19 protein-coding genes are annotated in these 21,249 nt (G+C 60.3%); 13 read left to right on the top strand and 6 right to left on the bottom strand.

From position 1 onward, the window contains the following. The first annotated feature begins 17 nt into the window (after positions 1-17). The gene (locus AWM69_RS20955; RefSeq protein ID WP_077748062.1) at positions 18-797 is read left to right on the top strand and encodes an SDR family oxidoreductase; all 780 of its coding nucleotides are present in this window, start codon (positions 18-20) and stop codon (positions 795-797) included. Here the strand turns inward: AWM69_RS20955 and AWM69_RS20960 are convergent. Further along, a complete protein-coding gene (locus tag AWM69_RS20960; protein ID WP_077748063.1) occupies positions 794-1,201 on the bottom strand; it encodes a VOC family protein in 408 nt (135 codons plus the stop codon). The genes AWM69_RS20955 and AWM69_RS20960 overlap by 4 nt on opposite strands. 192 nt (positions 1,202-1,393) lie before the next feature. On the opposite strand from AWM69_RS20960, the gene AWM69_RS22950 reads away from it, so the two are divergent. The 6 genes from AWM69_RS22950 to AWM69_RS20985 all read left to right on the top strand — a co-directional run bounded on the left by AWM69_RS22950 (position 1,394) and on the right by AWM69_RS20985 (position 7,568). After that, complete coding sequence (locus AWM69_RS22950) at positions 1,394-2,353, top strand: CoA transferase (RefSeq protein ID WP_256930474.1); 960 nt, start codon at positions 1,394-1,396, stop codon at positions 2,351-2,353. Then, a complete protein-coding gene (locus AWM69_RS22955; RefSeq protein ID WP_373274346.1) occupies positions 2,354-3,361 on the top strand; it encodes a CoA transferase in 1,008 nt (335 codons plus the stop codon). 327 nt (positions 3,362-3,688) lie between these two features. Beyond that, the gene (locus AWM69_RS20970; RefSeq protein WP_020300842.1) at positions 3,689-4,426 is read left to right on the top strand and encodes an SDR family NAD(P)-dependent oxidoreductase; all 738 of its coding nucleotides are present in this window, start codon (positions 3,689-3,691) and stop codon (positions 4,424-4,426) included. A gap of 24 nt (positions 4,427-4,450) precedes the next feature. Then, positions 4,451-5,746 (top strand): acyl-CoA dehydrogenase family protein, encoded by a 1,296-nt coding sequence (locus AWM69_RS20975; protein WP_218728291.1) that lies wholly within the window; start codon positions 4,451-4,453, stop codon positions 5,744-5,746. Beyond that, entirely contained in the window at positions 5,743-6,795 is a 1,053-nt protein-coding gene (locus AWM69_RS20980; protein ID WP_218728293.1) for a phosphotransferase family protein, read from the top strand. Before AWM69_RS20975 ends, AWM69_RS20980 begins: the two co-directional genes overlap by 4 nt. 17 nt (positions 6,796-6,812) lie before the next feature. Then, positions 6,813-7,568 carry an SDR family NAD(P)-dependent oxidoreductase gene (locus AWM69_RS20985; RefSeq protein ID WP_218728295.1) on the top strand — a complete coding sequence of 252 codons (756 nt, stop codon included), beginning with the start codon at positions 6,813-6,815 and terminating at the stop codon, positions 7,566-7,568. A gap of 28 nt (positions 7,569-7,596) precedes the next feature. On the opposite strand, the gene folE is transcribed toward AWM69_RS20985, so the two are convergent. From folE to AWM69_RS21010, 5 genes are all read right to left on the bottom strand, one after another. Further along, positions 7,597-8,154 (bottom strand): GTP cyclohydrolase I FolE, encoded by a 558-nt coding sequence (folE, locus tag AWM69_RS20990; protein ID WP_218728297.1) that lies wholly within the window; start codon positions 8,152-8,154, stop codon positions 7,597-7,599. A gap of 36 nt (positions 8,155-8,190) precedes the next feature. Beyond that, positions 8,191-8,820, bottom strand: a complete 630-nt coding sequence (locus AWM69_RS20995) for a TetR/AcrR family transcriptional regulator (protein ID WP_218728299.1) — start codon at positions 8,818-8,820, stop codon at positions 8,191-8,193. Next, positions 8,817-9,998 carry an acetyl-CoA C-acetyltransferase gene (locus tag AWM69_RS21000; protein WP_218728301.1) on the bottom strand — a complete coding sequence of 394 codons (1,182 nt, stop codon included), beginning with the start codon at positions 9,996-9,998 and terminating at the stop codon, positions 8,817-8,819. The genes AWM69_RS20995 and AWM69_RS21000 overlap by 4 nt, the downstream gene beginning before the upstream one ends. 70 nt (positions 9,999-10,068) lie before the next feature. Further along, a complete protein-coding gene (locus tag AWM69_RS21005) occupies positions 10,069-13,632 on the bottom strand; it encodes an indolepyruvate ferredoxin oxidoreductase family protein (protein ID WP_218728303.1) in 3,564 nt (1,187 codons plus the stop codon). A gap of 196 nt (positions 13,633-13,828) precedes the next feature. After that, positions 13,829-14,278, bottom strand: coding sequence for a hypothetical protein (locus AWM69_RS21010; RefSeq protein WP_218728305.1), 450 nt, complete (start codon positions 14,276-14,278; stop codon positions 13,829-13,831). A 231-nt stretch (positions 14,279-14,509) separates the two neighbouring features. On the opposite strand from AWM69_RS21010, the gene AWM69_RS21015 reads away from it, so the two are divergent. From AWM69_RS21015 to AWM69_RS21040, 6 genes are all read left to right on the top strand, one after another. Next, a complete protein-coding gene (locus tag AWM69_RS21015) occupies positions 14,510-16,180 on the top strand; it encodes a DUF1302 domain-containing protein (protein WP_218728306.1) in 1,671 nt (556 codons plus the stop codon). Positions 16,181-16,246: 66 nt separating this feature from the next. Further along, on the top strand, positions 16,247-17,599 hold the full coding sequence (locus AWM69_RS21020; RefSeq protein ID WP_218728308.1) for a DUF1329 domain-containing protein: 1,353 nt from the start codon (positions 16,247-16,249) through the stop codon (positions 17,597-17,599). A gap of 64 nt (positions 17,600-17,663) precedes the next feature. Further along, a complete protein-coding gene (locus tag AWM69_RS21025; RefSeq protein WP_218728310.1) occupies positions 17,664-18,482 on the top strand; it encodes an SDR family NAD(P)-dependent oxidoreductase in 819 nt (272 codons plus the stop codon). 33 nt (positions 18,483-18,515) lie between these two features. Continuing rightward, positions 18,516-18,965 (top strand): nuclear transport factor 2 family protein, encoded by a 450-nt coding sequence (locus AWM69_RS21030; RefSeq protein WP_218728312.1) that lies wholly within the window; start codon positions 18,516-18,518, stop codon positions 18,963-18,965. Positions 18,966-19,003: 38 nt separating this feature from the next. Then, entirely contained in the window at positions 19,004-20,368 is a 1,365-nt protein-coding gene (locus tag AWM69_RS21035) for a phosphotransferase family protein (protein ID WP_077748071.1), read from the top strand. A gap of 59 nt (positions 20,369-20,427) precedes the next feature. Further along, on the top strand, positions 20,428-21,249 hold the full coding sequence (locus tag AWM69_RS21040) for an SDR family oxidoreductase (protein ID WP_077748072.1): 822 nt from the start codon (positions 20,428-20,430) through the stop codon (positions 21,247-21,249).

The following is a 21,249-nucleotide window of genomic DNA, read 5'->3' on the forward strand; positions in this document are numbered from 1 at the left end:
ACGCAAGGAGTACGGCTATGGATCTGGGCATTGGCGGGCGCATGGCGGTGGTATGCGCGTCTTCACGAGGGCTTGGCAAAGCCTGTGCGCTGGCATTGGCGCAGGAGGGTTGCGAGATACTGATCAACGGCCGCAATGCCGAGACCCTGGCGCAAACCGCGCAGGACATTTTTCTCGGCACTGGCCGGCTGCCCCGCACGGTGGTGGCGGATCTGTCCACCTCTGCCGGGCGGGCGACATTGTTGGCCGCGTGCCCGGTAGTAGACATTCTGGTGACCAACAATGGCGGCCCTGCGCCGGGTCGTCTGGAGGATTGGGATCACACCGCCTGGCTGGCTGCCATTGAGGCCAATATGCTCTCGGGTATCCTGCTGATTCAGGCTGTGGTCAGCGGTATGCGTGCGCGAGGTTTCGGCCGTATCGTCAATATCACCTCGGCGATGGTCAAATCGCCACGCTTGCCCTTGGGTTTGTCCACGGCTGCACGTGCCGGGCTGACCGCTTTTTGCAAAGCCCTGTCGGTCGAAGTGGTACGGGACAATGTGACGATCAACAATCTGCTGCCGGAGCGCATTGAGACGGACCGTCTGCGCTTTATGACCGAGCAGCTGGCGGAACTTCGCCAGCTCAGTTTTGAGCAAGCACGGGTGGAAATGCTCAAGCCGATAGCGGCGCGACGATTTGGCCAGCCGAGCGAATTGGCAGCCGCCTGCGCGTTTCTCTGTTCGGCGCAGGCTGGCTATATCTCCGGGCAAAATCTGCAGATCGACGGCGGCAGTTATGCCGGATTGATTTAGCCGCCCCGGCGTTCCTTCCAGTTGGCGGGCGGCACTTCGCTGGCGTCGAAATCCAACTCCACTTCAACTCCATTGGGGTCCTGCATGAACAGCTGCCACGTGCGCTCGGCACCGGGAGCACGGATCACCTTGAATCGCACGCCGTACTCATCCAGGTGCGTCCACATCTTCTGCAAGCCCCGGACACGAAACGCCATATGGTCGAGCACGCCACGTCGCGGCTCCGGCATTTGTGATACGCCTACCACATGCAGAACTGGTTGTTCCTGGGTGTACAGCCAGAACCCGGGAACCGGGAAGGGCGGGCGTGGCCCGTCGACCAGACCCAGTACCTCAACATAGAAATCCCGTGTCGCCTCCAGTTGGTTGGTGACGATGGTGAAGTGGTCCATGCGCAGGATCATAGCAACGCCCCTGATCGGCTTTTAGTGATATTTAGACGAATTGTTATTTTCTGTTCGTATTCATGCTTATGATTCTATATTCGGAATACTAATCTATCTATGGAATTTATCATTGATCGCTTAGGGTAACGCCATGGATTCGTTCTGCAGCTCTGCTGCAAAACGCTAAGCGCAGAACAAGGCAGGTGCTGAATGAGCCAGGCAATCCTCGAAGGTATTCGCGTCATCAGTCTGTGTTCCGGCATTGCCGGTTCCGCCGCTGGCTTGCAACTGCGCGAAGCGGGTGCGGAAGTGGTGATGATCGAGCCACCTGCCAACCCCGCCAGAGAGAAACAGGCGCTGTTTGCCGTGCTTAACCGTGGCAAACGGAGTGTCATCCTCAGTCTGGAAAACGCCGCAGATCGCCAGCAGTTGCAATCCCTGCTGGCGGATGCCGATGTGCTGCTGCACGACTTCACGCCTGAGGTGACACACGCGCATGGCCTGGCTGACGCGCAGCTCTGCGCAGACTTCCCTCGATTGGTAATCTCGGCGGTCAGCGGCTGGCCACAACGGCATGCGCTGGCGAATGCCCTGCCTCGGGAAACATTGATCCTGGCGCGCCTGGGCCTGTTGGACGAGCAACCCGCGCATCGTCCCGGCCCGGCCTTCATCCGCATGCCGTTTGCCAATTGGCTGGCCAGTTGGCTGTGTGTGGTCGCAGTCATGGCGCGGTTGCTGGCGCGCGACCGTGATGGCTTCGGTGGCATTGCGCATACAAGCCTGGCCCAGGCAGCCCTGGTACCCATGACCATGCATTGGAACCGCACGCAAACGCCAACCCCGGCCTTCGCCAAAGGCCTGGATAAGCACATTCCAATTCCATTGCACCAATGCGCGGATGGCCGCTGGTTGCATGTGCACTATTCGCCGGATAAATCACCGTGGATGGCCGCGGCGCTCAGTGAGTTGGGGGAAGCCGAAGTGGCTCGCTTGAATGCGCTGTGGCCACCCAGTCATGTGGCGCCTAACTTCGGCGCCAACAAGGCAATTATTGCTACACGACCGGCGCAGGACTGGGTCGAACATTTCTGGCAGCACGATGTGGCTGCGCAAGTTGCCGCTGCGTTCGGCGATATCTACTTCGACGAGCAAGCACGCCTGAATGGTTAGGTGGTTAAAGTCGACGACGTGCAATTGGGCAGGACCCTGCAACCAGGCCCGGCCTGGCAGGTGCAGCCACCCGCACGAGTTGGCGGTAGTGCACCAGTGGCAGGTGAGGGGAACGCCGGACTGCCAGCCGCCGATGCTGTGATCCCTTCGCAAGTGCCGGGATCGAGCCCGGCGCCCTTACCGCCGCTGCACGGTCTGAAAGTGCTGGATCTGGGCGCCTATCTTGCCGGGCCGTTTGCCTGCATGTTGCTGGCGGACCTGGGTGCGGACGTGATCAAAATCGAAGCGCCCAAAGGCGATGCCATGCGCCGCCTGGAGCGGATTTTCAGCGGTACCCAGCGTGGCAAGTTGGGCGTGGCACTGCAACTGGGCGATCAGCAAACCGAACCGGCCGTAGAAGCGTTGGCCCGTTGGGCCGATGTGGTGCATCACAACATGCGTCTGCCGGCGGCATGCAAACTCAAGGTTGATTACGAAAGCCTGAAAGCGCTGAACCCTCGGTTGGTGTATTGCCATGTCAGTGCCTACGGACCGACCGGCCCGCGCGCGGATTGGCCGGGCTTTGACCAACTGATGCAGGCCTCTTGCGGTTGGGAAGTCGAGCAGGGCGGTGAGAGCCAGGCGCCCATGTGGCTGCGCTTCGGCGTGGGTGATTTTTTTGCCAGTCTGTCCTCACTCTACGCCTTGCTCCTGGGGTTGTATGAGCGCAATCGCAGTGGCGTCGGGCAAATGGTCAGTTCGTCATTGCTGGGCGCCACGATGCTGTCGATGAGCGAAGCGGTGGTGCTAGAAGACGGCAGTCTCACACCAATCGATCATTTGGACGCGCAACAGACCGGTCTGAGTGATGCCCATCGTTTGTATCGGTGTAGCGATGCCTGGCTGGTGGTGGCAGCGCTGCAACCGGATGAGGTGCAGCGTTTCAAGGCGCTCATGGGCGATCAGCCCGAAACCTGGTTTGCAGGTCTTACCCGGCAAGCGGCGCTCGCAGCATTGGCAGAAGTGTAAGTTCCTGCGCAGGCCGTCCTGGAGGCGCAGATGGATGCCTTTCTCGACAGCCCCGAACACGCCGCCGCGGGTCTGCACGCGCATTACTCACATGCTGTTTACGGCGACTTGCAACAGATCGGCGCGTTCTGGGACTTCGGCAACTTGCCGTTATCGCAGCAGCGCCCACCGCCCACCGCCCGCCCTCGGCCAACATACCCGGCAAGTTCTGGAAGGCCTCGGCTTTACCGGCAGCGAGCTCGAACGATTGGCCTCGGCTGGCCTGGTGGCGCTGTAACGGTGGGCCTATTGCCCGGCAGCATTTTTCGACAAGCACAAGGAATACCCATGTACGAGTTGGATTTCAGCGGTAAAACCGTGCTGGTAGTCGGCGGGTCCAGTGGTATCGGCAATGGCATTGCGCAGAACTTTCGCCAGCGCGGTGCCGAAGTGCATGTCTGGGGTACGCGTGCCTCGGCGGCGGCCTATCACGACTCACCCGACTCTAACCTTGAAGGCTTGCATTACGCGCAGGTCGACGTCGCGGATGCAGCGTTGATCGAAGCGGTCTGTGTGCCATTCACCCGTCTGGATGTGTTGGTGCAAGCACAAGGCACGGTGCTCTACGACCGTCAGGAATTCCTCGCTGAGGGCTTCAAGCGCGTGCTCGACATCAACCTCACCAGCCTGATGGTTTGCGCGCAGAAATTTCACCCGCTGCTGATGGAAGCCAAGGGTTCGATGATCACGGTCAGTTCGGCAGCAGCGTTCCATTCTACCCGTGGCAACCCTGCCTACAACGCCTCGAAAACCGGCGCTTTCGGGCTGACTCGCACCTTGGCCGAAGCCTGGGCTCGTGATGGTATCCGGGTGAATGGCATTGCCCCGGGGCTGGTGGAAACCAAGCTGACACGGGTGACCACCAGCAACCCGAAACGCCTGGAAGGTGCGCTGCGCGCCATTCCTCAAGGGCGCCTCGGCACGCCTCAGGACATGGCTAATGTGGCTCTGTTTCTCGCCTCGCCGCTGGCCAGCTATGTGCTCGGCCAAACCCTATTGGTCGACGGCGGCATGCTGCTGGCCTGATCGCTATTTGCTAGGAGAAACACCATGGCCTGGGACTTTCAGACCGACCCCGAGATTCAAGTGGAACTGGATTGGATCGAGCAGTTCGTGCGTGAGGAAGTCGAGCCTCTCGACCACGTGTTGGGCAGCCCGTGGAATATCCACGACCCGCTGTTCAAGCAACTGGTCAAACCGTTGCAAGCGCAGGTGAAGGCGCGCAACTTGTGGGCTTGTCACCTGGGCCCGGAACTGGGCGGGGCAGGGTATGGCCAGGTGCGCCTTGCGTTGATCAATGAAATTCTCGGCCGCTCGCTGTTCGGACCGATTGTGTTTGGTTGTCAGGCACCGGACTCCGGTAACGGTGAAATCCTCGCCCATTACGGCACGCCGGCGCAGAAGCAGCGCTACCTGCAACCCTTGCTCGACGGCGATATCGTGTCCTGCTTCGCCATGACCGAACCCCAAGGCGGCGCAGACCCTGCGGTGTTCACCACCGAAGCGGTGCGTGAGAGTGATGACTGGCTGCTGAGCGGCGAAAAATGGTTTTCCTCCAATGCCCGCTACGCCGCGTTCTATATCGTGATGGCGGTCACCGATAAAAACGTGTCGGTGTATGAAGGCATGTCGATGTTTATTGTTGCCGCCGATGCTCCGGGGGTGAGCATTATCCGCAACGTCGGTATCGCCGATGACCCGGCCGCAACCCATGCCTACCTGTCGTTCGACAAGGTGCGAGTGCCTGCTGGCGACATGCTCGGCGCGCCCGGTCAGGCGTTTGTCGTGGCCCAGGTACGACTGGGTGGCGGCCGCGTGCACCATGCGATGCGGGTGATTGGCCAAGCGCAGAAAGCCCTGGATGCACTCTGTGAACGATCCCTGTCGCGTAGTACCCAGGGCAGCCGCCTGGCGGACAAGCAGATGGTCCAGGAAAAAATTGCCGACTCGTGGATCGAGCTCGAACAATTTCGTTTGCTGGTCATGCGCACGGCATGGCGCATCGACCAGTATCAGGACTACAAACGGGTACGCAAAGACATCGCTGCGGTGAAAGCCGCCATGCCCAAGGTGCTGCATGACATCGCCGCGCGCGCCCTGCATGTACATGGCTCGTTAGGGGTAAGCGAAGAAATGCCGTTTACCGGGTACATCGTCCGCTCCTTCCAGATGGGGCTGGCCGACGGGCCCACCGAAGTGCACAAAATCACGGTCGCCAAACAACTGCTACGCGATTATCAACCCTGCGACGAACTGTTCCCCGATTACCACCGGCCCACCGCGGCGGCCCGAGCCCGGGAAAAATACGCCGATGCATTGGCCAGTCTGGGCGAGTACGACGCATGAACGACTGGCAGGATCTGGTCGAACTCGAGCGCCTGGCTCTATGGATGGACTCAAAGGGTCTGGAAAGTGGCTCCATCGAGGCCCCACTGCGATTAACCGGAGGCGCTCAGAATCTGTTGCTGCGCTTTCGGCGTGGCACGCGCGAATTCGTATTGCGTCGGCCTTCCAGGGAGTTGCGCGAAGTCGGCAGTAAAACCATTGCCCGTGAAGCACGGTTGCTCAAAGCGTTGGCCGGATCGCCGGTGCCCCATGCCGGCCTGATAGCCGACTGCGCCGACCAAGACGTTCTGGGCGCCAGTTTCTATTTGATGGAACCAGTACAGGGCTTCAATCCCAACTGCGCGGCAGGTTTGCCGACGCCGCACGCGCAGCAGACAGCAATGCGCCGACGTATGGGGCTGGCCATGGTGGACGCGTTATTGCGTCTGGGAGAAATCGACTATCAGGCGGTGGGCCTGGGGGATTTTGGGCGGCCCGAAGGTTTTCATCAACGCCAGGTCTCACGTTGGCTGGCGCAACTGGACAGCGTCAAAGACTACCCCGGTTGGCCGGGCGCGAGCGGTCTGCCGGGACTTGCCCGGTTGGCCAACTGGTTGAGCGAGCATTACCCGACGCAGTTCCAGACCGGTATCCAGCATGGTGACTTTCACTTGTCCAACGTCATGTTTCGCCACGACAGCGCGGAACTGGCCGCAGTTGTCGATTGGGAGCTGGCGACCATCGGCGATCCGTTGCTCGACCTTGCCTGGCTGGTAGTCACCTGGCCCGGTGCTGATGGTCGTGGTGCCGGCACCATTGAAGTTCGCCCCTGGGAAGGCTTTTGCAGCAGCGACGAACTGGTCGCCCATTACCGCGCCGGCAGCTCGCGCTCGTTGGCGGACTTCACCTGGTACCTGGTGTTGGCCGGCTTCAAGCTCGGCATCTTTCTCGAAGTCAGTTACGCCCGTGCGTGTGCGGGCAAAGCCTCGATGGTCTCGGGTGAAAAACACCACGCCTCAGCGTTGCGTCTGTTCGCTACGGCGTTGCAGCGCATCGATCAAACAGTCTGATATCAGAGGAACAGCCCATGCAGCTGGCCGGTAAACGCATCATCGTCACGGGGGGCGCCAGGGGTATTGGCGCGGCAGTGGTCAAAGCATTTGTGGAGGAGGGAGCCTATGTCGTCAGCCTCGACCTGGGCGAAGCCGCCTCGATGACGGGGGACGGTGGCGGGTGGGCGCATACACGAGTCTGCGATATCGCTGACAGCCAATCCGTGGACGCCGCTTTCGCCTGGGCCAACGAACGGCTCAATGGTCTGGATGTGCTGGTACATGCTGCGGGTATCACGCCGAATGCCAGTGCCGACAGCATCACACTGGACGAGTGGGAAAAAGTCTTTGCGGTGAATACCCGTGGCACATTCCTGACCAACCGCGCGGCCTATGAGCTGCTGAAGGGCAGCGGTGGGCGGATCATCAACTTCGCCTCTGGGGCAGGCGTCATCGGACAGCCCGGCAAAGCCCATTACGCGGCCAGCAAGGGGGCCGTGCTGGCGTGGACGCGCACGGTGGCGCGGGAGTGGGGCCCATTGGGCATTACCGTCAACGCTATCGCCCCGGCGATGTGGACGCCGATGTACGAGGCGACTCGCGCGAGCATGAGCGCCGAACAACTGCAGCAGCACGATGCGTACATGGCAGGGCAAGTGCCCATCGGCGGGCAACTGGGTGAGCCGGCCCGGGATCTGGCGCCAGTGCTGGTATTTCTTGCCGGAGAAGGTTCTCGATTTGTCACCGGGCAGACGCTGATGATTGACGGCGGGATGCTGATGCTCAGTTGAGTTGAAGGTGGGGCGCCTGGCGCCTCGCCTAGCGGCTGCGGATCAGCTGCAAAAATTCCTGACGGGTGTTGTACGACTCGCGGAATGCGCCAAGCATCACTGAAGTACTCATCACCGAGTTCTGCTTCTCCACACCTCGCATCATCATGCACATGTGTTTCGCCTCGATCACCACGGCCACCCCGGCGGCATTGGTGACCTGGGCGATTGCATCGGCAATCTGCCGGGTGAGGTTTTCCTGGATCTGCAGGCGGCGGGCAAACATGTCGATAATTCGCGCGACCTTCGACAATCCGAGCACTTTGCCTGTCGGTATGTAGGCAACATGAGCCTTGCCAATAAATGGCAAGAGATGATGTTCACACAGCGAATACAATTCGATTTCACGAACGATGACCATCTCATCGTTATCCGACTCGAACAGTGCTCCGTTGACGATCTCTTCCAGCGTTTGCCGGTAGCCATGGCAAAGATAACGCATGGCTTTCGCTGCACGTTCCGGAGTCTTGAGCAGGCCTTCACGCTGTGGGTCTTCACCGACGTGCTGGAGAATTTTCCGATAATTTTTCGTCATTTCTTCGTTCATCGATCGACCTTATTGTTAGTGATGTAAGGGGAGCAGCTAAGCCAGCGGCCTGCTCAAACCGGTCAGCACCATGCTGGTAAACAGACTCGTCAGACTTTCCAGAGGAGGCCGCGCATCCTGCGGGTAACCGGCTACCACGCCATCGAGCAATGCTTGCATGCCCAGCGCCATCGGTGCGCGCTGGCCGGCCGGCAATCCACAACGGCTGAGGATGTTTTCCAGGTCCCGGGTGCGGGTGTCGCGCAGTTGCTCGACGCGTTCGCGCTGCTCCAGGCTGAGGCTGCGAAATTCCATGCGCGTCAGCGTGTGGCGCTGATCGTGCAAGCTGTTGAACTGCAGGTGCACACGTACAAAACGTTGCAGTTGCAGCCGACCCTCAGCATGACGCGCGACCTTGGTTTGCAGTAACGCCAGAAGATCGCTTTCATGCGTCTCGATCAGTTCGAACAGCAGCGCCTGCTTGTTTTCAATGTGGTTGTACAGCGATCCCGGCTGCAAATGCATTGCGGCTGCCAATTGGCGCAGGCTGACACTTTCGAATCCATGCTCGGCAAATAATCTGAGCGCCGTGTGGTACAGCAATTCGTGGGTTCCGACATCGCCATCCGGCTGCCCATGCCAGCGCGGCTGAGGGCCGGCGGCCGTTGCGGGGCGGGCGCCAATCATGGACGTTCCAGCAACAGGGCGACGCCCTGGCCGCCGCCAATGCATAAGGTCGCCAGGCCTTTTTTCGCGTCGCGCTTGAACATTTCGTGCAGCAGCGTGACCAGCACACGACAACCCGAAGCGCCAATCGGGTGACCGAGGGCAATGGCGCCGCCGTTGACGTTCACTTTGTCAAAATCCCAACCCAGCTCTTTACCCACCGCCAACGACTGGGCAGCGAACGCTTCGTTGGCCTCGATGAGATCGAGTTCAGCCAGGCTCCAACCGGCTTTTGCCAGACACTTGCGACTTGCCGACACCGGACCGATGCCCATGATCGCCGGGTCTACGCCAGTACACGCACCCGCCTTGATCTTTGCCAGAACGGGCAAGCCCAACTCCCTGGCCTTGTCTTCGCTCATCAACAGCACTGCAGCGGCGCCGTCATTGATTGTCGAGGCGTTGCCGGCGGTGACGCTGCCGTCTTTTCTGAAGGCTGGTTTGAGCCCGGCCAGGCTGCCAGCAGTGGTTTGCGCGCGAGGTTGCTCATCCACGGCAAACAGCAGCGGCTCGCCTTTGCGCTGCGCAATCGGCACCGGGGTGATCTCCGCGACAAAACGGCCGGCCTCAATGGCTGCGCTGGCAAGTTGCTGCGAACGCAGGGCATAAGCGTCCTGTTGCTTACGGGTCAGGCTGTGAGCGTCGACCAGATTTTCCGCAGTGATGCCCATGTGATAGTCGTGGAAGGCGTCGATCAGGCCGTCCTGCAGCAGCGAGTCGACCAGTTGCGCGTTACCCATGCGCAAGCCGGTGCGCGCTTTGGCCAGCGTGTAGGGAGCCAAGCTCATGTTTTCCATGCCGCCGGCAATCACCACCTCGGCATCGCCACAGCGAATCGCCTGAGCCGCCAGCATCACGGATTTCAACCCGGAGCCGCAGAGCTTGTTCAGGGTCATGGCCGATACGCTATGGGGCAGGCCTGCTTTCAGCGCCACTTGACGTGCCGGGTTTTGCCCACACCCGGCCGTGAGCACCTGGCCGAAAATCAACTCATCGACCAGGTCGACGTCAATCCCGGTTTTTTTCAGCAACGCCTGGACCACCACGCTGCCCAATTCCACGGCACTGGTGGTGGCCAATGCGCCTTGGAAGGTACCGATGGCGGTGCGAGTGGCGGCGACTATCACGACTTCATGCATGCTGTGCTCCAGTTTTCGGTGGATACGGCGTGGTGCCTTTTCAGGCAACCGACGCCTGCCACACTCGGGCTTACAGTTGGGTAACGGCTATTTTGCTGCCGGCCTGACTGGCATCGTGGAACTGCGCGTTCGAGCCATCGCGCCACCGTTCAAGCAATTGCGCCTGACGCTGTTGGGCGTGGACGAGGTAGCGCTCCTTGACCGGGCCATAACCGCGCACGCTGTCTGGCAGCTGTGCCAGGTCCTGGGCCAGGGTCAGGTTGTCGGCGGTCAAATCCATCAAGACTTCGTCGAGGACACGTTCATAATTGGCCAGCCAGTCACGTTCCACCTTGCGTTCGTGAGTGTGGCCAAACGGATCGGCCCAGGTGTTGCGCAGGAACCGGAACCTAGCCAGCAGCTTGAAGCCTTGCAGCATCCACGGGCCGAAGCTGCGCTTTTTCGGCTCACGGCCGCTGCCGTTATCATTCAGCAGCGGTGGCGCCAGGTGGAAACGCAGGCGGTAGTCGCCCTCGAAGCCAGCCTGGATTTTTTCCAGGAACTGGCCATCGGTAAACAGGCGTGCCACTTCGTATTCATCCTTGATGGCCAGCACTTTGAAGTAATAACGGGCGACGCTTGCCGACAGTTTGCCCGGTTGCCCGAGCAGCGCCGTTTCCGCTTTCATGAATTGCTCGACTCGTTGCCGGTAACGTTGGGCATAAGCCTTATTCTGGTACGCCGTGAGAAATGCCATACGTCGTGCCAGTGTTTCTTCCAGGCTTTGCGACAGCAAGCGATCTGTGTTCTGCACTTTACCTGCTTCCAGTTTGCGCAAGACCCGTGGCAAGTCTTCGGCACTGCGCCGGCCCCAGGCAAAGGCGGCGAGGTTGAAGGGCACCGCAGTGCCATTCAGTTCGATAGCCTGCAGCAGCGCGGCTTCGCCCACCGGTAACCAGCCTTTCTGGTAGGCGTAGCCGAGCATGAAGGTGTTGGTGGCAATCGAATCGCCCATCAATGCCGTGGCGATTTTGCTCGCGTCGACAAAGTCCGCCTGGGCATGGCCAACCGCTTCGGCGATTTGTGCCGACATGTTGTGGGTGTGGAATTTCGGGTCCGGGTGCTTCAGCAAATCTCCGCTTTCCGCCTGTTGGGCGAAGGTCCGCACGAATGCGCTGGTGATGGTTTCTTCACTGTTGATCAGCGCATGGGTAACGCCTTGACGCAGCTTGGACAAGGTTTCGGTATTGGCACTGACCACCAGATCGCAGCCTAACAGCAAGGCTGCTTCACCTTCGGCAATACGGGGTGCGAACAATTGATCCTGGTGCGCGGCAATGCGGATGTGCGACCACACCGCGCCGCCTTTTTGCGCCATGCCGGCCATGTCCAGATTGAGCGTGCCTTTGCCTTCGATAAACGCTGCCATTCCTAGCAAGGCGCCGATGGTCACCACGCCGGTGCCACCCACGCCGGTCACCAGAATGCTGTAGGGCTCATCCAGCGTAACGGTTGATGGCGTGGACAATGCCCATACTTCATCCGCTTTGGCTGCCAGCGCTTTGGGTTTGCGCAACGAGCCCCCTTCGACCGTGACGAAACTCGGGCAAAAGCCGTTAAGGCAGGTGAAATCTTTGTTGCACGAGGACTGGTCGATTTCCCGTTTGCGGCCGAACTCGGTTTCCACCGCCACCACCGACATGCAGTTGGATTTGCTGCTGCAATCGCCACAGCCTTCACACACCGCTTCGTTGATCACAACCCGGCGTGCCGGGTCCGGGAACTTGCCGCGCTTGCGACGCCGACGTTTTTCCGCAGCGCAGGTCTGGTCATAGATGATTGCGGATACGCCTTGGAACTGGCGCAGCTGTTCCTGCACTTCGTCCATCTGGTCGCGACGCAGCACCGGCACGCCGTCTGCCAGTTCATGGATGTGCTGATATTTCTCGACATCTTCGCTGACCACCACCACACGCTGCACGCCTTCGGCAACGAGTTGCCGGCTGATTTGCGCCACACTGAGGCTGCCGTCCACCGGTTGGCCGCCGGTCATGGCCACGGCGTCGTTGTAGAGAATCTTGTAGGTGATCTGCACCTTGGCCGCGATGGCAGCCCGAATCGCGAGAATGCCGGAGTGGAAATAGGTTCCGTCACCGAGGTTGGCGAACACATGTTGAGTAGTGGTGAACGGTGCCTGGCCGATCCACGTCACGCCTTCGCCGCCCATCTGACTGAAAGTCTGGGTTTGCGGGTAGATCCAGGCGGCCATGTAATGGCAGCCAATGCCCGCCAGTGCGCGACTGCCCTGCGGGACTTTGGTCGATGTATTATGCGGGCATCCGGAACAGTAGTGGGGCACGCGTTCCATCAGGTTACTGAATTGGTCTTTGCTAGCCAGTTGCGCATCCAGCACGGCCAGGCGCACTTGCAGCGGGCCACTTTGATGCAGACGCAGAATACGCTTGGCCAGCGCACGGGCGATCATCGCCGGGGTCAGGTCGTTGATGGCTGGTAGCAACCAACCCGTGTGCGGCAGGCTCCACTCACCCTTGTCGTCAAACTTGCCGACGATGCGCGGGCGTACGTCCTCGCGCCAGTTGTAGAGTTCTTCTTTCAACTGGTATTCGATCATGTGGCGTTTTTCTTCCACCACCACGATTTCTTCCAGGCCCTCGGCAAACTGCCGGACGCCTTCAGCCTCCAGCGGCCAAACCATGCCGACCTTGTAGACCCGCAGGCCAATCTGCTGGGCGAGTGTTTCGTCGATGCCGAGGATTTTCAGTGCCTGGCAAACGTCGAGGTACGATTTGCCTGACGTGATGATGCCGATGCGCGCTTTCGCTGAGTCCATCACGACACGGTCGAGGCGGTTGGCCCGGGCATAGGCGAGGGCAGCATATAACTTGTGTTCCAGCAGGCGCTGTTCCTGTGCCAGGGGCGGGTCTGGCCAACGGATATTCAAGCCACCTTCGGGCAGCGGGATATCGGGAATGATCGGTTGTACGCGATGAATGTCGATGTCGACGACGGCCGCGCTCTCTACGGTGTCGGCCACCGCTTTGAGGGCGACCCAGCAGCCGGAATAGCGCGACATGGCCCAGCCATGCATGCCGTAGTCGAGGTATTCCTGCACCCCCGATGGCGCCAGCACCGGCATCATCACCGCTTTGAAAATGTGCTCGGTCTGGTGCGGTAGTGAGGAGGAGCGCGCGCCATGGTCATCTCCGGCAATGGCCAGCACACCGCCAAATTGCGAGGTGCCGGCGGCGTTGGCGTGGCGGAACACATCGCCGCAGCGGTCGACGCCCGGCCCCTTGCCGTACCACATGCCAAACACGCCATCGTAGGTGGCGCCTTCGAAGAGATTGACCTGTTGCGTACCCCAGATTGAGGTAGCAGCGAGGTCTTCGTTCATGCCTGGATGGAACACCGTGTGGTGTTCCTTGAGGTAGTCGCGCGCCTTCCACAATGCCTGGTCGAAACCACCCAGCGGCGAGCCACGGTACCCGGAAATAAACCCGGCGGTGTTCAGACCATTGGCCAGATCGCGTTGGCGCTGCATCAGTGGCAGACGCACCAGCGCCTGAATGCCGGTGAGCAAGACTTTTCCAGTGTGCTGGACGTATTTGTCATCCAGAGATGGGGGCGCACTCATGTTCATCCTCCAGGCTTTATTGTCATGGCGGCGCCAGGAGAGCGGCGTTGCCTAGTTATTGGCTGGAGTCTAGGGAGCGGTTTTGCCATCGTAAAATCACAAAAACAATGGGGCGGTATCGGTTATTCAAATACCGGTATGCACACTGTTCTTCACGCTGTTGTAGATAAAGCCGGTTACCGGTCTGGTGTCATTTTCACCTTGTTTCTGGCTTGATATCCCCACAGAAAATATCCACGTTGCCATCGGCCGGTGAGGTCCTTACCACTAAGTAATATCCACCAGAAAGCAGCTCTGACAGCGCCACTGGCGCACTTCGTGAATAGGTCCAGCCGCGCGTTGCAGAAATGCGATTGGTGTTGATCCGGTCATTCATTGCATAGGCGACAGACCCGGGCCGCTCGCAGCTGCCTTTGTTGATAAACGTGTAGAGATTCAAGGGCCGAAGAGTGCCGCTTGGAACTCCACTGACGACAAAGGAAAACGCTGTCTCATTGCCCTGAACGGCCAGCGTTGTATTGGCGATCTGACCGCCGTTGCGTGGTGTAGCGTTCAAGTGAACAGTCACTGTCTGGCTTGATGAAGTCGTACAGCCGACGATTATCGCAGCGGCTAGGAGTGCCGCTGTCTGGGTTCCCGATTTCATGGTCACCTCCTGTACTCAAAAAAGCACAATCCAGGGCCTTTGAGTATAGGTCGGGAGTATTTGACCAATACCAAAATGCATTTCAGCAATACTCCCAATCGTTGTCTCAAACCTCCCCGTCCCGTCTACTTCAGTCCATACCGAAAGCCCACGGATCAGCGCTCATTGGCGCGGTCCAGACGGCCCAACGCTTCGGCTGCCAACAACAATAAAAAAGTAATGGGAGTGTTGATGATCGACGCAAAGCTAAAGCCGTTAAGCCTGGCTGTCTGGTTCAGCGTGACCGGGTGTGCCTTGACTGTTGGCGCTGTGCAGGCCGCCGAGTTTGATACCGGCAATCCGGACTGGACCGCGCGTTGGGACAACACCGTGCGCTACAACCTCGGGATCCGGGCCGAGGGGCGCGACTCCGCGTTGGCCAACAACGCCAGCTACGACGAGTCCGATGCCAAGTTTGATCGCGGCGATGTGGTGACCAATCGGGTCGATTTGATGAGCGAAATGGAGGTCGCGTACAAGCAGTACAACGGCTTTCGCATCAGTGGCGCTGGCTGGTACGACCAGGCATATGAAAACACTGATGTCGAAACCAGCCCCGGCAATGTTTACTACCCAGGCGCGTTTCCCGGTACCAGCACGCCGAGCTACAACAACGGCAAATACTCCAGCTTCACCAAGCGTTACCACCGCGGACCCAGCGGCGAGTTGCTGGACGCCTTTGCGTTTACCCGCTTCGACCTGGGTGAGATTCCGGTCAGCGTGCGTGCCGGCCGGCATACCGTGTACTGGGGCAACGGCCTGCTGATTGCCGGGCATGCGGTGTCCTACTCGCAAGCACCGTTGGATGGGCGCAAGGCGGTGAGCAACCCCGGTACCGAGACCCGTGAAATCTTCCTGCCGCTGGCGCAGATTTCAACCCAGGCTCAGGTCACCGACAAGTTGTCGCTGGCAGCGCAATACTTCTTCGAATGGGACACCACGCGCGCGCCTGAAGGCGGTACCTATCTGGCCTCCGCCGACGTCGCCCTGGAAGGGCCGGACCGTTTGCCGTTGTTCAGCGGTGTTTCGCGGCCTTTGATTGATCCGGTCAAACCCAAGGACAGGGGCAACTGGGGCGTGATGGGCACCTACAGCTTCGACTTCCTGCATTCGGAGGTCAGCGCGTTGTATCGCGAGTTCGATGACTACAACCCGTGGGGCCTGCAAGTGGCGCCGACCTTCGCCCGTTACGTGTACGCCGAGAACGTCAAGCTCTATGGCCTGGGTTACTCCGCAGGCCCGGTGTTGGGGGGCGGCTCCCTTGGCGTAGACCTGTCGTATCGCCAGAACACCTCGCTGGTCTCCAGCAACATCAGCACTGCCGACAATCAGGGTGCTCGCGGTGACACCTGGCACATGGTGGTCAACGGCCTGTGGCTGCTACCGCGCACCGATTACTTCGACACCGGCAGCCTGATCACCGAAATGGCGTTCAGTCATGTGCAACGGGTGACCAAGCACGAGGAACTGTTCAAAGGTGAAGGCTATGGCGGCTGCCCGGAGGGGCAGGACAAGCATTACGGCTGCGCCACCAAGAACTATGTCGGTCTGGCCGTCAGTTTTGCGCCGCAATGGCTGGGGGTGTTTCCCGGCTGGAATATTTCCACTCCCATGAGTGTGGATTACGGCGTAAACGGCAATGCCGCCACGGGCGGTGGCAACGAAGGGAAATACACCTGGAAAGCGGGTGTGAAGGGCACCTACGACGAGCGCGTCGACGTGACTCTGTCGTACATCGGCTACGGCAGCGAACGCAAATATGCAGACGTCGCCGGCGTCGGAAAAACCGTCGTCGGGGGCACCGGCGACGTCGGCCTGACCGACCGCAACTGGGTCTCGCTGACCCTCAGCACTGCGTTCTGAGCCGCGCCTGAACTGCAATGCAGTGATCACCGGACTCGGCGATCACCCATCTGAATGGAGAACGTTATGACGGTTAATGCATATGCGATGGGCCTTGTAGCCATTGCTTTGGCGGGGTCGGCTGTGGCCGATGAGGGCGCTACCACCGCCGACCTGGGCGGCAAGCTGACGACCTTTGGCGCGATTGTGGCGGGTAACGCGGCAGGTACTATTCCGCCCTACGACGGTGGCCTGAAAGTGCCCGCAGGGCTGGTGCCCGGCGACGGCAACTGGCCCAACCCGTTTGCCAATGAAAAACCCCGCTTGCGCATTACGGCGGCCAACGCCGACCAGTACGCCGACCAATTGGCGGCCGGGCAGCTGCAACTGCTCAAGCAGAACCCCGACACCTATTACCTTGAGGTGTACCCCACCCACAGGACGGCAACCTTTCCGGCGAATTTCCTGGCAGCCACCCAGCGCAACGCCAGCCGCAAGGACTGCAAAACCGAGAACGACGGGCTGTCGATCAGCGAAGGGTGCCGGGGCGGCCTGCCATTCCCGCTGCCGCGAGATGGCCGGGAATTGATGTGGAACTACATCCTCAACTATCAGGGCGTGAATGGCTGGGACTGGAACCACAGTGCCTACGTGGTCAATGAAGGCCACGCGACGCTAACCAACACCAATCGGTCCACCGGCGAAAAACCCTTCTACCAGATGGATGTTCCCGGGCGTGATCCGAAAATCGCCCAGCGTATCTGGTCGCGCATCGTCGCGCCGGCCCGTACGGCCGGACAGGCATCCGGGTATTGGGACTATCTCGACCCGGTCTCCGACTCGCGCTACGCCTGGAGCTACAGCACCGGCCAGCGCCGCGTGCGCAAGGCTCCGGAATTCAACTACGACACCCCCAACTCGGCGTTCGGCGGGGTGGCGTTCTACGACGAAATCTTCCTGTTCTCCGGAAAGATGGACCGTTTCGACTGGAAGCTGGTGGGCAAAAAGGAAATGTTCATCCCCTACAGCAACTACACGCTGAAATGGGGTTGCGACATGGACAAAAAACTCATGCCCAAACACATCAATCCCGCGTGTGAACGCTGGGAGCTGCACCGTGTCTGGGTGGTGGAAGCGACCCGCAAGGACGGCGTCCGCCACGCGCAGAAAAAACGTCGCTACTACATCGACGAGGACACCTTTGGTGCTGCGGTCTACGACGCCTGGGACGACAGCGGCGCGCTGTTCCGTACCGGCTCGCAATACAACATCGAGGCCTATGGCATTCCCAATAACCCGCAACAGGATTCCTACTCGTTGTACGACTTCACCCGTGACCAGTACGGCATGTTCGGCAACGGCCCGACGCACTACCGCCAGGAACCGGTCGCCGAGCGTGAAGCCAATCCGCAGACCATCGCCGGTGGCCAGACCCGCTGACCTCATGCTCCTTTTCGGCGCTCGTCACGGGCGCCGATTTTTTTATCCGTCCCGAGACCCTTTTATGAGCGAGATTGTGCAACGTTTAGACGGCAAGGTCTGCGTGATCACCGGCGCCGGCAGTGGCATCGGCCGCGCCTCGGCACTGCGTTTTGCGCGGGAGGGCGCCACGGTAGTGGTCACCGACCTTTTCGTCGAATCGGCGCAGGCCGTGGCAGCTGAAATAGGTGCCAAGGCAATGGCCATGCAAGTGGATGTTGGTGAGGAAGACGTCTTGCGGCAGATGATCGAGCAGACCGTCGAGACCTTCGGTCGTATCGACGTGTTGTTCAATAACGCCGTGTACAGAAACCCGGCCACCACCCGCGATATCGACTTCATCAACTTCAACACCGAGCTGTTCCACAACTGCATGCGGGTCAACGTGTTGGGCGGCGTGTTGGCGTGTAAATACGCCTTGCCGCACATGCTCGCCCAGGGCAACGGTTCGATTCTGTTCACCTCGTCCACCAGCTCGATTGCCGGCGAAATTTCTCAGTTCAGCTACGGCGCCTCCAAGGCCGCGCTCAACTGGTACGTGCAAAGCATTGCCGCCACCTTTGGCAAACGCGGCATTCGTTGCAACGGCATCCTGCCGGGAGTGATTCGCACGCCAGCCATGGAAAGTTGGGCCAACGAAGCGATGAAGTCGGCCTTTCTCGACCTGCAAAACGTACCGCAACTGGGCGAGCCGGAAGACATCGCCGCCATGGCCGCTTTCCTCGCCAGCGACGACGCCGCCTATGTCAACGGCACGCTGATGCGCGTGGACGGCGGTATGAGTTGCGGCACACCGATGGTGCCGGTGGTGCGCAACTTCCTGCTGCCCCAAACCTCGGTCTGATCCCGATCCATTCACTGCACTGGAGCCCGTTTTATGGCACTCGAACAGGAACGCTTCATCCTCGACATGCTGGCCGCCTGGGGCGATGGCAGCGACGGCAGCCGCCCCGATATCGAACGCATCATGGCCACCTTCGCCGACGACGCCGTCTGGCAACTGTGGGTGCCCGGTGGTCCTGTGATCCGGGGGCGCGACGCGTTACGCCGGGAGATAGAGCGACAGATGAGTTATGTCACGCATAACCGTTGCACCACGCGCCACATCGTCTCTTCGGAGCGCGTGGTGATGACCGAACGCGACGATTACTGCGTCAGCAACGGCGTCCCCATGCCGCACACGATGGTAGCGGTGTATGAGCTGGACGAACACGGACTGATCTGTGCCTGGCGCGAGTACCTGGACACCGCCGACCTGGCGAAGAAAAAGGGCGTGCCGCTGGAGCAGGTAGGCGGGCCGAACGCTGGTAGCACCAGCACCCATTGAGAGCGGCGCTGAACATCAGCGCCTGAGGAAGACCCCGTATGCCAACAACAATAAATGCGACTGTTGATCCGGTCGAAGAAAAGCTGCGCACCTTTGTCGAAGGGCTTCTGGGCGGGAACATCACGGCCATGCAACGCCTGCTGCGCTGGCGTCCGGCGTGGAACCTTGAACTGCAACGCGATGGCGAAACCCTTCAATTGCATATTCGTGGCGAGCGAGGTGGTGATGTCAGCCCATTCCCAGATCTGCGCCGGGAGGCGGATATTCTCACCTTGCTCGGCCAGCAAGGTGTGCCGGTGCCGCGTATCTACGGCTTCTGCGAAGACCCGCAAGCCATCGTGATGGAGTTAGTGCCGGGCAGTCGTGATGTCAGCACGGCGACCAGTGATGCCGAGCGCCATGCTGTCGCACGCCAGTGGGTCTACGCCATGGCGCGCATGCACCAACTGCCGTTGCAACCCTTCATTGAGCAGGGCATTCATCTGCCGACCAGTGCCGAGGACATCACCCTCGCAGGCCTAGAGGCTTATTACCCGCTGTATGCGCGCAATAAAACCAGGCCTCAGCCGCTGGCTGAATTCGCCCTCGGCTGGTTGCGCCGCAATGTGCCGCAGCACCGTACCCGGCCTGCTTTCGTGCAGTACGATTCAGGGCAATATCTGTTCGAGAACGGACAGGTACAGGGTCTCTACGATTTCGAATTTGCCATGATCGGCGATCCCTTGGCCGACCTGGCGTCGGCGCGCATGCGTGACAATTACGAGCCGCTCGGGGACAGCTTCGCGGCCCTGTATCGCTACTATCAGCAAGTAACCGGCGAACCGGCGGACCCCGATGTGGTGCGTTACCACACGGCACTGTTTGCCACCGTCAGCACGATGCAGTTCTCGGCGTCGGTGGCCACGCCACAACCGGGCGACCCACATGACACCTACACCGAGTTTGACATCGCCCTGCGCCGGGTGGTGGTGCATGCGCTGGCCGAAGCCATGGGTGTGCCTCTGCAAACGCCGAAACTGGACATGGTCAGCAGCGGCCCGAATGCCCAGTTGCTGACCATGCTCGCCGATGCCCTGGCGCAGGTGGAGGTCGGTAGTGACTTCCAGAAAACCAAGCTGAGCGCGGTGAGCAAACTGGTGGAGTACCTGGGCCGTGGCGATGCCATGGAATTGCACTTGCGCGAGCTGGAACAGCAGGAGGCGCAAGTCCTGCTGGACCGCACGTTCAACGATTACAGCGAGATTGACACAGCGCTGGAAGCCTTCGTCAACAGCGCCGGGCCGGAATACGACGAACCCTTGCTGCGCCTGTTCATGGCGCAAATCGAACGACGTGTTCTGGTCTACGGCAGCACCGCCATTGGCGCCTCCGCCAGCCACATCGACCTGCCACCCGTCGCCTGACAGGGTGAAACCTTTCTCGCCCGGTGGCTGGTCGCCGGGCCTTCGTTTTCGGAGTGCTTATGTCTGTTTCTGATAATGCCTTCCTGCATCGCTATGGTCCGTGGGCGGTGATTGCCGGTGCCTCCCATGGAGTGGGCGCGGCGTTTGCCCGTGCCCTCGCCGAGCGTGGCCTCAACTGCGTGCTGGTGGCGCGCCGTGGCGACGCCCTGGCGCAATTGAAAGGCGAATTAGAGCAACGTTACGCCATCGAAGTGCTGGTGGTAATCCAGGACCTTTCTCAGCCCGATACCTGTGAGCGATTGCTCGCGGCTGTCGGTGAACGTCAAGTTGGTCTGTTTATCTACAACGCGGGTGGCGACCCCTACATCACGCGCTTCCTCGATACCTCGACCGAGAACTGGGGCGCGTTGCTGCGCCTCAACTGCTTGACTGTGATGCAATGCAGCCATGCCTTTGGTGCCGCGATGCTGGAGCGCGGGCAGGGCGGCTTGCTGCTGGTCGGTTCCCAGGCTGCATTGGGGGGCATTCGCAAACTGGCGATGTACACCGCCACCAAAGGGTTTGCGCTGAACCTCGGTGAGTCGTTATGGGCGGAGTGGAAAGACCGTGGCGTCGATGTGCTCAACCTGCTCATCGGCACTGTCGACACACCCACCATGCGCGATGCCATGGTCAAACTGAATATTCCCGACGCCCTGACCATGGCCTTGCCCAAGGCTGAAGACCTGGCGCTTCTGGCGCTTGAGCAATTGGGTAATGGCCCGACGCTGATTCACCCCGAAGACACCCTTGTCCAGGTCGCCAATGCACCTGGCCCGGCACGCCGTGCCCAGGTGCTGAGCAAGAGCGCCCAAGCGGCTGTGTTTATCGGTAACGACTGA

The organism is Pseudomonas sp. D1HM, assembly GCF_019266105.1.
GTDB lineage: Bacteria > Pseudomonadota > Gammaproteobacteria > Pseudomonadales > Pseudomonadaceae > Aquipseudomonas > Aquipseudomonas taetrolens.

Excerpts from the sequence above, each read along its gene's own strand:
- AWM69_RS20955 (WP_077748062.1), top strand. The coding sequence starts at position 18 with ATGGATCTGGGCATTGGCGGGCGCATGGCGGTGGTATGCGCGTCTTCA.
- AWM69_RS20960 (WP_077748063.1), bottom strand. The coding sequence starts at position 1,201 with ATGATCCTGCGCATGGACCACTTCACCATCGTCACCAACCAACTGGAG.
- AWM69_RS22950 (WP_256930474.1), top strand. The coding sequence starts at position 1,394 with ATGAGCCAGGCAATCCTCGAAGGTATTCGCGTCATCAGTCTGTGTTCC.
- AWM69_RS20970 (WP_020300842.1), top strand. The coding sequence starts at position 3,689 with ATGTACGAGTTGGATTTCAGCGGTAAAACCGTGCTGGTAGTCGGCGGG.
- AWM69_RS20975 (WP_218728291.1), top strand. The coding sequence starts at position 4,451 with ATGGCCTGGGACTTTCAGACCGACCCCGAGATTCAAGTGGAACTGGAT.
- AWM69_RS20980 (WP_218728293.1), top strand. The coding sequence starts at position 5,743 with ATGAACGACTGGCAGGATCTGGTCGAACTCGAGCGCCTGGCTCTATGG.
- AWM69_RS20985 (WP_218728295.1), top strand. The coding sequence starts at position 6,813 with ATGCAGCTGGCCGGTAAACGCATCATCGTCACGGGGGGCGCCAGGGGT.
- folE (WP_218728297.1), bottom strand. The coding sequence starts at position 8,154 with ATGAACGAAGAAATGACGAAAAATTATCGGAAAATTCTCCAGCACGTC.
- AWM69_RS20995 (WP_218728299.1), bottom strand. The coding sequence starts at position 8,820 with ATGATTGGCGCCCGCCCCGCAACGGCCGCCGGCCCTCAGCCGCGCTGG.
- AWM69_RS21000 (WP_218728301.1), bottom strand. The coding sequence starts at position 9,998 with ATGCATGAAGTCGTGATAGTCGCCGCCACTCGCACCGCCATCGGTACC.
- AWM69_RS21005 (WP_218728303.1), bottom strand. The coding sequence starts at position 13,632 with ATGAGTGCGCCCCCATCTCTGGATGACAAATACGTCCAGCACACTGGA.
- AWM69_RS21010 (WP_218728305.1), bottom strand. The coding sequence starts at position 14,278 with ATGAAATCGGGAACCCAGACAGCGGCACTCCTAGCCGCTGCGATAATC.
- AWM69_RS21015 (WP_218728306.1), top strand. The coding sequence starts at position 14,510 with ATGATCGACGCAAAGCTAAAGCCGTTAAGCCTGGCTGTCTGGTTCAGC.
- AWM69_RS21020 (WP_218728308.1), top strand. The coding sequence starts at position 16,247 with ATGACGGTTAATGCATATGCGATGGGCCTTGTAGCCATTGCTTTGGCG.
- AWM69_RS21025 (WP_218728310.1), top strand. The coding sequence starts at position 17,664 with ATGAGCGAGATTGTGCAACGTTTAGACGGCAAGGTCTGCGTGATCACC.
- AWM69_RS21030 (WP_218728312.1), top strand. The coding sequence starts at position 18,516 with ATGGCACTCGAACAGGAACGCTTCATCCTCGACATGCTGGCCGCCTGG.
- AWM69_RS21035 (WP_077748071.1), top strand. The coding sequence starts at position 19,004 with ATGCCAACAACAATAAATGCGACTGTTGATCCGGTCGAAGAAAAGCTG.
- AWM69_RS21040 (WP_077748072.1), top strand. The coding sequence starts at position 20,428 with ATGTCTGTTTCTGATAATGCCTTCCTGCATCGCTATGGTCCGTGGGCG.